This is a genomic window from Neobacillus sp. SuZ13, from assembly GCF_030123365.1.
Taxonomy (GTDB): domain Bacteria; phylum Bacillota; class Bacilli; order Bacillales; family Cytobacillaceae; genus Neobacillus.
In genome coordinates this window covers 4,039,061-4,052,629 of record NZ_CP126107.1, presented here as the reverse complement: position 1 = coordinate 4,052,629, position 13,569 = coordinate 4,039,061, and the positions used below count along the sequence as shown (strand labels likewise).

At 37.7% G+C, this 13,569-nt stretch carries 15 protein-coding genes and 1 other annotated feature; of the genes, 13 read left to right on the top strand and 2 right to left on the bottom strand.

Features of this window, described 5'->3' with window-relative positions:
• Window positions 1–70 precede the first annotated feature (70 nt).
• The 3 genes from QNH17_RS19875 (at window position 71) to QNH17_RS19865 (ending at window position 1,909) form a co-directional block, all read left to right on the top strand.
• Window positions 71–1,033, top strand: coding sequence for a nucleoside hydrolase (locus QNH17_RS19875; protein WP_283874592.1), 963 nt, complete (start codon window positions 71–73; stop codon window positions 1,031–1,033).
• 288 nt (window positions 1,034–1,321) lie between these two features.
• Window positions 1,322–1,522 carry a cold-shock protein gene (locus tag QNH17_RS19870; RefSeq protein WP_132094519.1) on the top strand — a complete coding sequence of 67 codons (201 nt, stop codon included), beginning with the start codon at window positions 1,322–1,324 and terminating at the stop codon, window positions 1,520–1,522.
• 183 nt (window positions 1,523–1,705) lie between these two features.
• Window positions 1,706–1,909 carry a cold-shock protein gene (locus QNH17_RS19865; protein WP_186328561.1) on the top strand — a complete coding sequence of 68 codons (204 nt, stop codon included), beginning with the start codon at window positions 1,706–1,708 and terminating at the stop codon, window positions 1,907–1,909.
• Between the two features lie 289 nt (window positions 1,910–2,198).
• On the opposite strand, the gene QNH17_RS19860 is transcribed toward QNH17_RS19865, so the two are convergent.
• Entirely contained in the window at window positions 2,199–2,492 is a 294-nt protein-coding gene (locus QNH17_RS19860) for a DUF6509 family protein (RefSeq protein WP_283874585.1), read from the bottom strand.
• A gap of 259 nt (window positions 2,493–2,751) precedes the next feature.
• Between QNH17_RS19860 and QNH17_RS19855 the strand changes: the two genes are divergently transcribed.
• The 5 genes from QNH17_RS19855 to QNH17_RS19840 all read left to right on the top strand — a co-directional run bounded on the left by QNH17_RS19855 (window position 2,752) and on the right by QNH17_RS19840 (window position 7,315).
• Window positions 2,752–2,907 carry a hypothetical protein gene (locus QNH17_RS19855; RefSeq protein WP_283874584.1) on the top strand — a complete coding sequence of 52 codons (156 nt, stop codon included), beginning with the start codon at window positions 2,752–2,754 and terminating at the stop codon, window positions 2,905–2,907.
• Between the two features lie 4 nt (window positions 2,908–2,911).
• The gene (locus tag QNH17_RS30070) at window positions 2,912–3,175 is read left to right on the top strand and encodes a hypothetical protein (protein ID WP_481858537.1); all 264 of its coding nucleotides are present in this window, start codon (window positions 2,912–2,914) and stop codon (window positions 3,173–3,175) included.
• Window positions 3,176–3,769: 594 nt separating this feature from the next.
• Window positions 3,770–4,522, top strand: a complete 753-nt coding sequence (locus tag QNH17_RS19850; protein WP_283874583.1) for a DeoR/GlpR family DNA-binding transcription regulator — start codon at window positions 3,770–3,772, stop codon at window positions 4,520–4,522.
• Entirely contained in the window at window positions 4,519–5,433 is a 915-nt protein-coding gene (pfkB, locus tag QNH17_RS19845) for a 1-phosphofructokinase (protein ID WP_283874581.1), read from the top strand. The genes QNH17_RS19850 and pfkB overlap by 4 nt, the downstream gene beginning before the upstream one ends.
• 13 nt (window positions 5,434–5,446) lie before the next feature.
• Complete coding sequence (locus QNH17_RS19840; protein WP_283874579.1) at window positions 5,447–7,315, top strand: PTS fructose transporter subunit IIABC; 1,869 nt, start codon at window positions 5,447–5,449, stop codon at window positions 7,313–7,315.
• A gap of 30 nt (window positions 7,316–7,345) precedes the next feature.
• Here QNH17_RS19840 and bcbE read toward each other — a convergent pair whose 3' ends face one another.
• The gene (gene bcbE / locus QNH17_RS19835) at window positions 7,346–8,632 is read right to left on the bottom strand and encodes a bacillibactin exporter BcbE (protein WP_283874577.1); all 1,287 of its coding nucleotides are present in this window, start codon (window positions 8,630–8,632) and stop codon (window positions 7,346–7,348) included.
• Window positions 8,633–8,853: 221 nt separating this feature from the next.
• Window positions 8,854–9,103: a binding site (T-box leader), on the top strand.
• Window positions 9,104–9,166: 63 nt separating this feature from the next.
• Between bcbE and trpE the strand changes: the two genes are divergently transcribed.
• The 5 genes from trpE to QNH17_RS19810 are packed head-to-tail and all read left to right on the top strand — an operon-like array spanning window position 9,167 to window position 13,569.
• A complete protein-coding gene (trpE, locus tag QNH17_RS19830) occupies window positions 9,167–10,555 on the top strand; it encodes an anthranilate synthase component I (protein WP_283874575.1) in 1,389 nt (462 codons plus the stop codon).
• Complete coding sequence (locus tag QNH17_RS19825; RefSeq protein WP_283874573.1) at window positions 10,552–11,163, top strand: anthranilate synthase component II; 612 nt, start codon at window positions 10,552–10,554, stop codon at window positions 11,161–11,163. Before trpE ends, QNH17_RS19825 begins: the two co-directional genes overlap by 4 nt.
• Complete coding sequence (gene trpD, locus QNH17_RS19820) at window positions 11,135–12,163, top strand: anthranilate phosphoribosyltransferase (protein WP_283874571.1); 1,029 nt, start codon at window positions 11,135–11,137, stop codon at window positions 12,161–12,163. Before QNH17_RS19825 ends, trpD begins: the two co-directional genes overlap by 29 nt.
• Window positions 12,164–12,955 carry an indole-3-glycerol phosphate synthase TrpC gene (gene trpC, locus QNH17_RS19815; RefSeq protein WP_283874569.1) on the top strand — a complete coding sequence of 264 codons (792 nt, stop codon included), beginning with the start codon at window positions 12,164–12,166 and terminating at the stop codon, window positions 12,953–12,955. It abuts the gene before it with no gap.
• Window positions 12,952–13,569, top strand: a complete 618-nt coding sequence (locus QNH17_RS19810; protein ID WP_283874568.1) for a phosphoribosylanthranilate isomerase — start codon at window positions 12,952–12,954, stop codon at window positions 13,567–13,569. The genes trpC and QNH17_RS19810 overlap by 4 nt, the downstream gene beginning before the upstream one ends.

Below are 13,569 nucleotides of genomic sequence, written 5' to 3'. Positions count from 1 at the left end.
TTTTATAATTGTTCTTTCACACAATTAAATTGCATATTTTTTAGAAATATTATGTATTGGGGGAGATACAATGGCTATTAATGTGCTCATGATTGCTGATCCAGGTATCGATGATTCTTTTGCCATAATGTATGCCTTACTAAATCCCAAAATTAACCTGGTTGGTATTGTCAGTGGTTATGGTAATACCCCAAAAGAGAAATCGGTTAAGAACACAGCTTATCTGTTAACTTTAGGAGGAAGAGCAGATATTCCAGTTATTGCAGGGGCCGCAGGACCCCTATTAGGTGAACCGATAACCTATTACCCGGAGATACATGGTAAAGAGGGGTTAGGACCAATCAAGCCTCCAGATACGCTCCAGAATGTAAAGGTATATGATATTAACAAAATTCTTGAAATTGTTACGCAGTATAAAGGAAATCTTGTCATTGTATCTGTGGGAAGATTGACCGAGTTAGCATTGATGTTTATCTTATATGGGAATGAAGCGTTAAAGGGAGTAAACGCTTTTTATATTATGGGCGGAGCTTTTTTGGTTCCCGGGAATATTACCTCTGAGGCTGAAGCGAATTTTTATGTGGATTCAATTGCGGCACATACCGTTATGGAAAAAGCACATAATATTTTTTTATATCCGCTCAATGTCACCAATAAAGCCCTCATCACACCCGAAATTATTGACTTTCTCAGCAAAAACAGTCCTACACCTTTTCGCCCATTACTAAAACCAGCATTTGATTATTACTATAAAGCATATCAGAAAAATGTCCCGGGTATTAAGGGAGCACCACTTCATGATGTCGTCCCACTCATGGCGTTAACAGAGCATGAATTGGTAAAATATATTCCAAGACGAGTAAGAGTCGAGGGATTCGGTAATGCCCAAGGTAAAAGTATTGCAGATTTTCGGCCAAAACCAGATAAGGAGCCTGCAGATTCACTTGATCACATTGGCATGGAAATTGATATTCAAAAATTCACCGTCAATTTCATGGAAATTTTCTTACAAGGTAATTTTAATAAAGAATAATGAACCTCGTTTTGAGTTTCATTATCTGCTAGAATGAGACAAGTTTGCCAAGTTATTATTATACTGAAATATATTCTCTGAATTTCCTAGTTTTTGAAATTCAATTGACGATATGGCCAAAATCTGTTAAAATGAAGATACGCTTTTAAGTTAGTTAAATATTTATTTGTTTAGGTAGCCGTAACTGCACGAAGATGTGGGTGATGTCTATAACCCAAACGTGTCAGTACGTCTTTTTTATTTTTTTAACTGAAAATTAAAGTGAACAATTATTTTGGAGGTTATTTCATGAATAACGGTAAAGTTAAATGGTTTAATGCAGAAAAAGGTTTTGGATTTATCGAAGCAGATGGCGGTCAAGACGTATTTGTTCACTTTTCAGCAATTCAATCAGAAGGATTTAAAACTTTAGAAGAAGGCCAATCAGTATCTTTCGAAATCGTTGAAGGTGCTCGTGGACCACAAGCTTCTAACGTTAAAGCAGTTTAATTCTATTAAAATAAAAAGGTGATGCACTAGATTTAGCATCACCTTTTTATCTATAAAGTTTTATATATGAAAAACTAGTTTTAGGTGGCAATGGGACACTGCTAAATGATGTATTTCCATATTATTTAGCTAACAAACAAAATAGTAAAAACAGTCATGCACTAATTATAAGGGGTGATCGTTTTGGCGTTTGGTAGAAAAAATGATGAGGAAATCAAATTAGAAGAAACGAAAATATGGGTATGTAATTCAGCAACTTGTAAATGCTGGGTACGTGACAATTTTAAAAGCACAGATGTGCCATTATGCCCGATTTGTAAAAGTGAAATGAGTTTAACAACTAAAGAATTACAAGTGATTCATAACCATAGTAAAAACTTTATGTAATAAACAAACAGGGAGTGATTATAATCACTCCCTGTTTTTTAATCTGATAAGAATGTATAAGTTTTTGAACTTAGATTACTGTCTAGCGCAAGCGGCCCTAGCGGCTAGTGTCCTTCGCTCTCCGCCCTACGATAAGTCAAGCACGAATGCACCCTGGCTCTTCGTGTTTCCTTTATCTCAGTTGGAGCGCTCCACAAGGAAGGCTTCGGCGGCATATGCATCGCACGAAGAAAGAGCGTTAGCTCTTTCGAGGAGGCCATACGCCGCTGACCAGGGCGCTTGGCTTTTCTTATTCTTTTGCATGCTCTTTGCAATAGGCAAGGACCAATGCCTCTTCATCTTCTTCAAGAGCAAAATCTAGGACAGTTTCACTCCCTTGTTCATAAAGATAAAAATTGGTGATTTTTTCACTATTTTCATCACTAACGAAGATGGTTCTTAGACCAATTCCTTTATCTGAAAATAGCTCATCTTCTTCATCAACTTCTAGTTCTAGGAAAAACTCATAACGGTCACCTGATAATAAACCGAATGGATCTTCTAATTTTTCAACTGTGTGTCCAGTAATGTTCAAGTGTATCATCCTCTACAAAATATTCATCCATACTATTATACACATATTTGTTTCAACAAGAAAAAATTGAATCGTTTTTGATATTTTTAGCGTATTTTTGATTTTTTACATATTAATTTCACACCATTTTTAATTTAATGTGAATAATTTAGAAAAATGGTTTCCATGCATAGGTAAGATTAGTTTGTTTAATAGTGATTATTTTTGAGAAGTAGGTGATTGGTTATAAGTATATTTGTGAAATACGTCACAAAAAGGTGGGAGATAAATGATTACTATGAACGACCCAGTACATATTCAGCTGCAGTCCTTACTAGTAGCAAGAAAAAAATATTATCAACTTCTTCATTTATTATTTTTTGAGCCTTCATGGAGCGAGGCATGGAGCACACAACCCTGCAGTGCAGCTCTTTATTGTAGGTGAGCCTATGTCTCTTTTAGTAAAGTGGCTTGAAAGCATGCATGTTGATTTGGATATTACTAATAAGTGCTCGAGGAAGAGAAATGTACATACCACGTGCGCTGTTTGTTTAGAAACTTGCCCTTTTGCGGCAATATCGATTAATCATCAAACAATAGAAATAAATTTAGAAAAATGTTATTGCTGTGGGGATTGTGTTATTACCTGTCCTTTGTCAGCAATCGAGGGCCCCGCTGTGACGAGGGAATTCGAAAATCGGTCCCTCATATAAGATGATACCTATACACTAACCGTAAAAGAATTGTTGATTTATAAAAGTCGGGGACTGAAATCGGTTAAAATGGAGCAAACTCCACTTAATCTACATTGGGTAAAAGTTATCAAACTTGTAAAAAATGTTAGGATTGTGGACAGTCCTTTTCCTCCTTCCAAACAGAAAGAGAGAAATGTCCGATTTGCATGAACAGAGATCCTGGATGGTTAAGCCCCTATCAATAATATACTTGAAAAATTTAAAAAAGGTATAATCCCTTAATAATGAGGAATTTTACCTTTTTTTATTTTACCCTAATAAAAAAACCTGTTGATTGGAGCGGAAGGCGAAACCCCATGGAGCGGAAATAAACAGCCAATTTAAACAAACAACCTAATTTAAAGAGACTTTTTCAGTGCCATCGAAATCTCTGATGTTTTTTATATATTGAAAAACAGGACAACCTATTTATTAAACTGTGATAATTTAAAAATTTTCATAAAACGTTCAAAAACATTCAAAAATTGATTGTTTTTGAAAGAAAACGATTGATTTCTGCAATCGTTTTCAGTATTATGTAGTTATAGAATAAAAAATCTAGGTGGTGATGACATGTTAACACCAGAACGTCATCGAGTGATCCTGCAATTATTAAAAGAGAAAAATGTCGTTAAAATTACCGAAATTATGGAGTTAACCGAGTCCTCGGAGTCAACTATACGTCGTGACCTCTCACAATTAGAGGACCAAAAGTTTTTAAAGAGAATACACGGAGGTGCCTCAAGATTACAAGGGAAACTTCAAGAGCCTAGTATGATTGAGAAATCTTCCAAAAACCTTCAAGAAAAGCGACTGATTGCAAAATACGCAGCCAGTTTAGTGGAAGAAGGAGATAGCATTTATCTTGACGCAGGGTCAACTGTAATTGAAATGATTGAATTCCTCCCTTTTAAGGATATCGTTGTTGTCACGAATGGGTTTATGCATTTAAAACCATTATTAGACAAGGGAATAACCACTTATTTAATTGGCGGCTTGGTGAAGCCTAATACTAATGCTTTCATCGGAAGAGGAGCCATAGCATGCTTAGACCTTTACCGTTTTGATAAATGTTTCATAGGAGTAAATGGCATTCATCCACAATTTGGGTTTACCACGCCAGATCAGGAGGAAGCCATGGTAAAGCAAAAGGCTATTTCTCTTTCTAGAGAGACATATGTATTAGCTGATCATTCAAAATTTGCTGAAATCTCATTTGCCAAAATTGCAGATATACACGAAGCATCCATTATTACGAATGAATTGGATGACGAATCAAAAAAGCAATACTTAAATAGAACTACAATAAAGGTTGTGACAGCATGATTTATACATTGACGTTAAACCCCTCTGTTGATTATATCGTTAAGCTAGAGAGCTTTCAGATTGGTGAGTTAAATCGAACAGTCGATGAGGCGAAATTTCCAGGCGGGAAAGGAATTAATGTGTCAACAGTTTTGAAGCAATTTGACACAAGCAGTATAGCACTAGGTTTTGTTGGTGGTTTTACTGGTGCTTACATTGAGCAATATCTTCAAAAGGAAAAGATTGAAACAGATTTTGTTCAAGTCGATGAAGATACGAGAATCAATGTAAAACTAAAAACGGGTCAAGAGTCGGAGATTAATGCAAAAGGACCGAAAATTACCGAAGAAAACTTCTCATTGCTAAAGCAAAAAATTAAGCAATTAGGTGCCAATGATTTATTGGTACTGGCTGGGAGTATTCCTAGTAGTTTACCGGAAACTACCTATGAGGAACTGGTCAAAATTTGTAGTGAAAGCAACGCACAATTTGTAGTAGATGCAGAAGGAGATTTATTGAAAAAAGTTCTCCCTTATCAACCATTATTAATCAAACCAAATCATCACGAGCTTGGGGAACTATTTGAAACAACTATTACAACCGCTGAAGAGGTCGTTCCATACGGGAAGAAACTCGTTGATATGGGGGCAAAAAATGTAATTGTTTCGCTTGCTGGCGCCGGGGCGGTTCTGATAAATAGTGAAACAACACTTTTGGCAGAAGTTCCAAAAGGAGAAGTGAAAAATTCAGTAGGTGCAGGTGACTCGATGGTCGCAGGTTTCTTAGCAGCTTACATGAAAACTAGAAATATTGAAGAATCTTTTCGCTATAGTGTGGCATCAGGAAGTGCAACAGCCTTTTCACTTGGTTTATGTACGAAGGATAAAGTAGAAGAACTTCTTCCACAAGTTCATATAAAAGAAATTCGATAAGGGAGAGAATGTCATGAAAATTACTGAATTGTTATCGAAAAATACGATTCTATTAAATATTGAGGGCAATCAAAAAGAGGCAACGATTGATCAACTAGTAAATGTTCTTTATAATGCTGGCAAAATATCTGATCGTGCTGAATTTAAAGCAGCCATTTTAAAACGTGAAGAGCAAAGTACAACGGGAATTGGAGATGGAATCGCCATCCCGCATGCTAAAACAAAGGTAGTGAAAGAAGCAGCGATTGTCTTTGGAAAATCAGCTGCAGGTGTGAATTATGAATCATTGGACGGAAAACCAGCACATTTATTTTTTATGATTGCTGCTCCAGATGGTGCGAATAATACACATTTAGAAGCATTAGCACGGCTCTCTGGTTTGTTAATGAAGGCGGAAGTCCGTTACGAGCTATTAAAGGCAACAACTCCTGAAGAAATTCTTGATACTATTAACCGCTACGACAAAGAAGAAAAACAGGAAAAAGTAACTACTACAGAAACTAAGAAAAACTTAATCGTTGCTGTGACTGGTTGTCCAACGGGTATTGCCCATACTTATATGGCGGCTGATTCTTTAAAAGCAAAAGCAGCTGAAATGGGTGTGGACATTAAGGTTGAGACAAATGGTTCTGGCGGTGCAAAAAATGTCCTGACAAAAGAAGAAATTGAAAATGCAACAGCCGTTATAATTGCCGCAGATATAAACGTTGAAATGGATAGGTTCAAAGGTAAGCATGTGATTCAGGCAGCAGTGGCTGAAGGAATTCGTCGTCCGGAACAATTAATTAACAAGGCACAAAATCAGGATGCCCCGATATTTAAAGGGAATGGCAGCCAAAGCGAAAAAGCAGCCGACCAAAAAGGTTCACGTACAGGATTTTATAAGCATTTAATGAATGGTGTATCTAACATGCTTCCGTTTGTTGTTGGAGGCGGGATTTTAATTGCGATATGCTTTATGTTTGGTTATAACTCATTTAAGCCGGATGATGCTACTTATAATCCTATTTCTGAAGCCTTAATGACGATTGGCGGCGGTAATGCATTTGGACTCATTGTTCCTGTTTTAGCAGGGTTCATTGCTTTAAGTATTGCAGACCGTCCTGGTTTTGCACCTGGTATGGTTGGCGGTATGATGGCAGCAAGTGGTGGAGCTGGTTTCCTTGGCGGTTTGGTCGCAGGTTTTCTAGCAGGATATGTTGTCCTTCTTCTTAAAAAAGTATTTGCTGGACTTCCTAGATCTTTAGAAGGTATTAAGAGCATCTTACTTTACCCGCTTTTTGGTATCGCGATTACAGGCTTTATCATGCTATATGTAGTCAACAAACCAGTTGCTTGGTTAAATGGAACGATTGCTGATTGGTTAACAGGACTTGGGACAGGTAATGCAGTTTTATTAGGTATTGTTCTTGGACTTATGATGTCTTTTGATATGGGGGGACCAGTTAACAAGGCTGCCTATGTATTTGGAACAGGATTATTATCAAGTGGTGTCTATGAGCCGATGGCGGCAATTATGGCTGCAGGTATGGTTCCACCGCTAGCAATTGCTCTTGCAACGACATTCTTCAAAAATAAATTTAATGATCAGGACAGGGACGCAGGAAAAGCATGTTATGTCATGGGCTTATCCTTCATTACCGAAGGTGCGATTCCTTTTGCAGCAGCTGATCCATTACGTGTCATTCCTTCTGTTATGGCTGGTTCTGCCATCGCAGGTGCACTATCGATGGCATTCGGAATTGGTCTCCGTGCCCCACATGGCGGAATATTCGTTGTTCCATTGGTAGAAAATGGTGCCCTTCTTTATGCCCTTGCCATTTTAGTGGGCTCTGTTGTTTCAGCATTATTAATCGGTTTTCTAAAAAAACCTGTAAAATAATAAGAATATATTAAGAGCTGAGGACTAACCTCAGCTCTTTTGGTCTTGTGAATTTGGTTTTATCGCCATCAATGCAACAAAGGCTGCAATAATGCTTACACTACCTAAAAGGATAAAAATCCAATGAGTATCTTGCTTAAGTAACAATGCAATAATTGGTGGCCCTGCCGCCACCCCAATAAATCTCATCGAACTATAAATGGATGTGATGGTGCCTCTTTCTTCCTTTTCAACTCCCTCAGTAATCAAGGCGTCTAGACAAGGAAGCCCTAAACCAATACCTACACCGCTAATAAGAAACATGGTAATTACGTACCAAAGTTTTATCGAAAACCATAAGGCGCCAATCGATAGGGCTGTAGCAATCACACCGCCAAATGTAATCCACTTCATTAGAACTTTATTTTTCTTAATCACTTTTCCGCTGATAAACGAAGATAAACAAAGAGCACCAAGTGGTAAAGCTAGAAAGAATCCTTTCTTGATATCCTTAATACCATATTCTTTTTCAAAAAGCTCAGACAGATAAAACAAAATTCCAAAAAGGACAAACATTAAGATTCCGCCAATAAAAAAAATGGCATATAGCCAGCGGCCCTTTTCAGTAAAGGTTTTCTTCACATTGATGAAAAAAGCTTTAAATGGAATGGGTTTCTCTGTTGATTTTGGACTTTTGACCAGGAACATAATCATCAAAACAGAAATGACACAAAATACCGGGAAGGAAAAAAATGGCATAAACCAAATGAATCCCGCAAGAAAAGACCCTAAAATAGGACTTAATACCTTTCCGAATGTATTCGAAGTTTCTATTAGACCCAGACAACAGCTAACATCGTCCTCATTTTTAAACATATCACCAACCAATGGCATAACGATTGGAGCTGCTCCAGCTGCACCGACCCCCTGAAGGGCTCGGCCCGCTAAAATAATCCAATAAGCATCATCCATTTTCCATGCAGCAAAACCTGAGATCAGCCCGCCAATGCCAGCAATGATAAGGCTTGGAATAATGACCTTTTTTCGACCAATATGGTCTGATAAGTATCCTGCAACAGGTATTAGGAAAATAGCAACAATTGAATAAACGGTTATAACCATACTGGTTTGAAAGGAAGAAATCGATAATTTTTTTTCCATTGAAGGTAGAACTGGTATTAACATCGAATTGCCCAACGTCATGACTAGAGGAATGGAAGACAGTGAGATAATTGCCCACTTCTGATTAGCTATTTCATTCGATCGCTTTTGTCCTGCTGCCGATTGTTTCTTTTTCGCAGCTTTTGGATTTTGGCTTAAATGTTCAATATGCTCCATTAATCTTCAATCCCGCCTTCGTTATTTGCTACTATTACTATTCGCTTATTCACTTTTAAAAAAACATAGTTGGAACATCCTTTAAATGGAATTAATAATTAGGCCAATGATTTAAAGACCGTGGAGGAGGAAAATTAATTTTCAAACTAATTAAAAAATTTCTGAATATTTTCCTTGACTTCAGTGTGAAATTTGCGTAGGATATAAATCAAAGTTAAATAATTAACTCGTTGAACAAGAGGAGTACACTAATTTATTTCTTTCAAGAGAGTCGGGGTAGGTGGGAGCCCGATAAGAAAGGATTTGTGGAATGGACTTGTGAGAGGCGTCTTGAATCTAAGTAGGGATGCACGGGTCTCCACCGTTAAAAGGATAGGATATCGAACAGATTGTTCCGTATCTGAAGAGGAAGCAGGTTGATTAAACAGCTTCAAACAGAGGTGGCACCACGACCATAGAATCGTCCTCTATATGCGTAAATTTTTGCGCATATAGAGGACGATTTTTTTTTTTTATTTAGAAGGGAGTCCTAACATGAAAACTAAAATGGATTTTTTCATAAAGGAAATCAAAGGAGACACGCTTACACCCATTTCCATCTTAAAAAAAATAAACGGGAAAAAGAAATTCCTCTTAGAAAGTTCACATAAGTATAATGATTCTGGCCGATATTCCTTTATTGGTGCAGATCCGGCCTTTGAACTTATTTCGAGGGGCGATCGGAATGAGATTCTTAAGCGGAATGGTGAAAAAGAAGTTTTAACGGGTAATCCTCTAGAAGTGTTAAAGAGACTTATCCCGCCAATGGGCTTTGAAGAGTATCCCTTCCCGTTTATTGGAGGGGCAGTTGGATTTGTAGGCTATGACATTATTAGGCAGTATGAAGTGATAGGAGAGGAATTTCCAAACGGTATGGAAATGCCGGATGTACACTTAATGTTTTATGAAGAAGTAATAGTCTTTGATCATCTTCAAGACAAGGTTTTGATTTGTGGTTGTCCTTTAATGAAGGAGAGCGACACCGCTGTAATTGAAAAAAGAATCGATCGCAGAATAGAAGAACTCAAACAGCCTACTTTTTACCCAACAGAAGAGCCTTTTAATTTTTCAGGCTTTAACTCTGAAACAACAAAAGAAACCTTTATCAAAAATGTAGAAATTGCCAAGGAACATATTTTAGCTGGTGATATTTTTCAGGTGGTTCTTTCGAGGAGGATGAAATCAGCATTTAATGGAGATCCATTATCACTTTATCGCAAACACCGTGCAAATAATCCAACACCCTATATGTTTTATATTGATTTTGACGGCTATACCGTGATTGGCTCATCTCCTGAGAGCTTAATTAAAACAAGAGCACAGACAGTTATTTCGAATCCTATCGCTGGTACAAAAAGACGCGGGAAAACAAATGAAGAAGATTTGTTAATTGAACAAGAATTGAAAAATGATGAAAAGGAATTAGCAGAACATAAGATGCTAGTCGATCTTGGCAGAAATGACCTCGGAAAAATTTGCGAATTTGGGTCCGTTCAAGTCGATAAGTATATGGCAGTGGAGAAATATCGACATGTGATGCACCTTGTCTCAGAAGTAAGCGGTCATTTAAATTCTGACAAGACAGCCATAGATGCGCTTGCTGCCTGTCTGCCTGCCGGGACTGTTTCAGGAGCTCCTAAGGTTCGAGCGATGGAGATTATTAACTCTTTGGAAAAGTCAAAACGAGGGTTATATTCAGGAGCTGTTGGATATATATCCGCCGATGGAAATATGGATTTTGCCCTTGCCATTCGGACGATGATTTTAAAAGAGGGTTCGGCTTATATTCAAGCCGGAGCTGGGATCGTGTATGATTCAAATCCAGAGTCCGAATATCAAGAGACGATAAACAAACTAAACTCTTTCTTGGAGGGTGAGAAATGATTTTACTGATTGATAATTTTGATTCGTTCACATTCAACCTCTATCAATATCTAGGGGAACTAGGGGAACAGATAACAGTTTTTAGGAATAATCAGCTAAACATGGAACAAATCAAGGAATTAAACCCTAAAGCAATCATTCTTTCTCCGGGACCAGGAAAGCCAGAGGATGCCGGAATTTGCATTGAATTAATTCAAACATTTTTTAATAAAATACCAATTTTAGGAATTTGTCTTGGCCATCAAGCGATCGGTGCAGCATTCGGTGGTGAGATAAAAAGAGCAGCCCTAATCAAGCATGGTAAAACATCATTCATTTCGCATCAGTGCGATGGATTATTTGCAGAGCTGCCCAACCCTTTAGAAGTCATGCGCTATCATTCATTAATTATTGAAAAGTGTAGTATTCCTGAAGTGCTCGAGTGCATCGCTCATTCTGACGAGGATCAGGAAATTATGGCGATCAGACATCGTGACTATCCTGTTTTTGGGCTTCAGTTTCATCCGGAGTCGATCGGTACTCCTTCCGGCAAACAAATCCTAAATAACTTTTTAAATGAGATAGAGAGGATGAAGAAAAATGAAGAATTATTTACTCCAATTAGCTAAACGTGAATCATTTTCTGAAAACCAGATGAAAGAAGCGGTTAGTTGCATTTTGGGTGAAGAGGTTTCAGAATCTGAAATTGCTGCCTTCTTAATGGGCTTGAAGTCAAAAGGAGAAACAGTCGAAGAAATTACCGGAATAGTAAAAGCAATGAAAGCAAATACACTGAAATTTAAAGAGAAATTTTCAGGCGTTATCGATAATTGTGGGACCGGAGGAGATGGTTCTTCAAGTTTCAATGTAAGTACTACTTCTGCTTTTGTGATTGCTAGTGCTGGAATTCCTGTTGCCAAGCATGGCAATCGAAGTGTTTCGAGTAAAACGGGCAGTGCCGATGTACTCGAATATTTAGGGATTAATTTAAATCTATCAGCAGAAAGAACAGAAGAAATTCTACAGGAAATTGGCTTATCTTTTTTATTTGCACCAAATGTTCATCCAAAATTAAAGAAAGTCATGACCGTCCGAAAACAATTAAAGATTCCAACGATATTTAACTTTATTGGACCACTTACAAACCCAATTGAGTTGGACTATCAATTGTTGGGTGTGTATCGGAGAGATTTATTGAATGTGTTTGCTGAAGTACTTTTAAAGTTAGGACGCAAGCGGGCCATTGTCATCAATGGAGCAGGCTTTATGGATGAAGCATCGCTTCAAGGGGAAAACCATTTAACCATTTTAGAGGATGGTATCATTACTAATCAGTCATTCTTCCCAGAAGAAGTCAATCTTCCACAATATGATAACAGTTGTATTAAGGGTGGTGACTCCAAGGAAAACGCAGAAATTTTGATCAATGTGTTAAAAGGGGAAAAGGGCGCTTACCGTGACACGGTAATACTTAATTCGGGGCTCGGAATCTTTACAGCTGGAAAAGCAAGTTCCATTAAGGAAGGTATCCACGTAGCAAGAGAGGTCATTGATTCTGGTGCTGCTTATGAAAAATTAACCACTCTGATTGAAAAATCTCAAGCTGCAGGGCAGAAAGAGGCGATATAAGTGGCAACCATTTTAGATAAAATTATTGAACAAAAGAAAAAAGAAGTTCTATTCCTTCGAGAAGGGAACCAACTATTCGAAGAAACAAACCAGCCGAGAAGATCATTTATTCAAAAGCTAAAAACAACCGATCAAATATCGATTATCTCAGAGTTTAAGCGGGCATCGCCTTCGAAAGGTATCATTAATAACTCGATTGATCCTGCCTATCAGGCGGGACTATATGAAGCATATGGCGCGTCAGCTATTTCCGTTTTAACGGACCAAACTTTTTTTAAAGGATCTTTCTCCGATTTAAGAGCAGTTCGGAGTAAAGTAAACCTGCCGATTCTCTGTAAAGATTTTATCATAGACGAATTGCAAATAAAGCTTGCTGCCTCAAATGGTGCGGATATCATTTTATTGATAGTAGCTGCCTTAGATGAACAGAGATTGATTGAACTTTTTCAATACGCTAAGGAGCTAGGTCTAGAAGTATTGGTTGAAGTTCATAATCAGGAAGAATTGGAAATAGGACTAAAGACCGGCGCAAAGTTGATTGGGGTAAATAATCGTGACTTAAAGACATTTCACGTCTCCCTGGAAGTGACGGAGACCTTAGCATTGATTGTTAAAAACTCTGGTGCTTATCTCATTAGTGAAAGTGGAATTCATCACCAAGAGGATGTAGCACGCGTTAGAAATGCAGGAGCTAATGGAATATTAGTGGGCGAAGCATTAATGAAAAGTTCAGATGTGAAACAATCCTTTTTAGACTTTCGCTTGCCGCTTATTGGAGGTGTCATTAAATGAAAGTGAAAATTTGTGGAATCACTGATGTAGAAACTGGGATCGAAGCCGTTCGTTATGGTGCTGATGCTATTGGGTTTGTCTTTGCAGAAAGTAAGCGCAGAGTCACCATTGAGAAAGCGCAAGAAATTATTGGTTATTTACCAGCTGAGGTTCATAAGGTCGGTGTCTTTGTAAATGAATCACGTGAAGAAATTGAGAAAATTGCTTCTATTGTAGGACTTACACATATTCAATTACACGGAGACGAAACAGGACGATTTAGTGAATCGCTGTCCTTGCCAGTTATAAAATCAATAAGTTTTCAAGGAAATGAAGGCTTAGCAGCATTAGCTGATTATCCAAACGAGTTTATTTTATTAGATAGTCCTAAGGGCAAATACAGAGGCGGAAATGGAACTGTATTTAATTGGAATGAGGTTGACCCTAACCTGATTAATAATCACAAAATTATCCTTGCCGGTGGTTTGCATGCAAACAATGTGGAAGAAGCGATTAATATTATTCGACCATATATGGTAGATGTTAGCTCGGGTGTAGAAACCGATGGGAAAAAGGATTTAGATAAGATTAAAACATTTATAGAAAAAGCGAAAAGCACACCTGTAGGGAGGTAA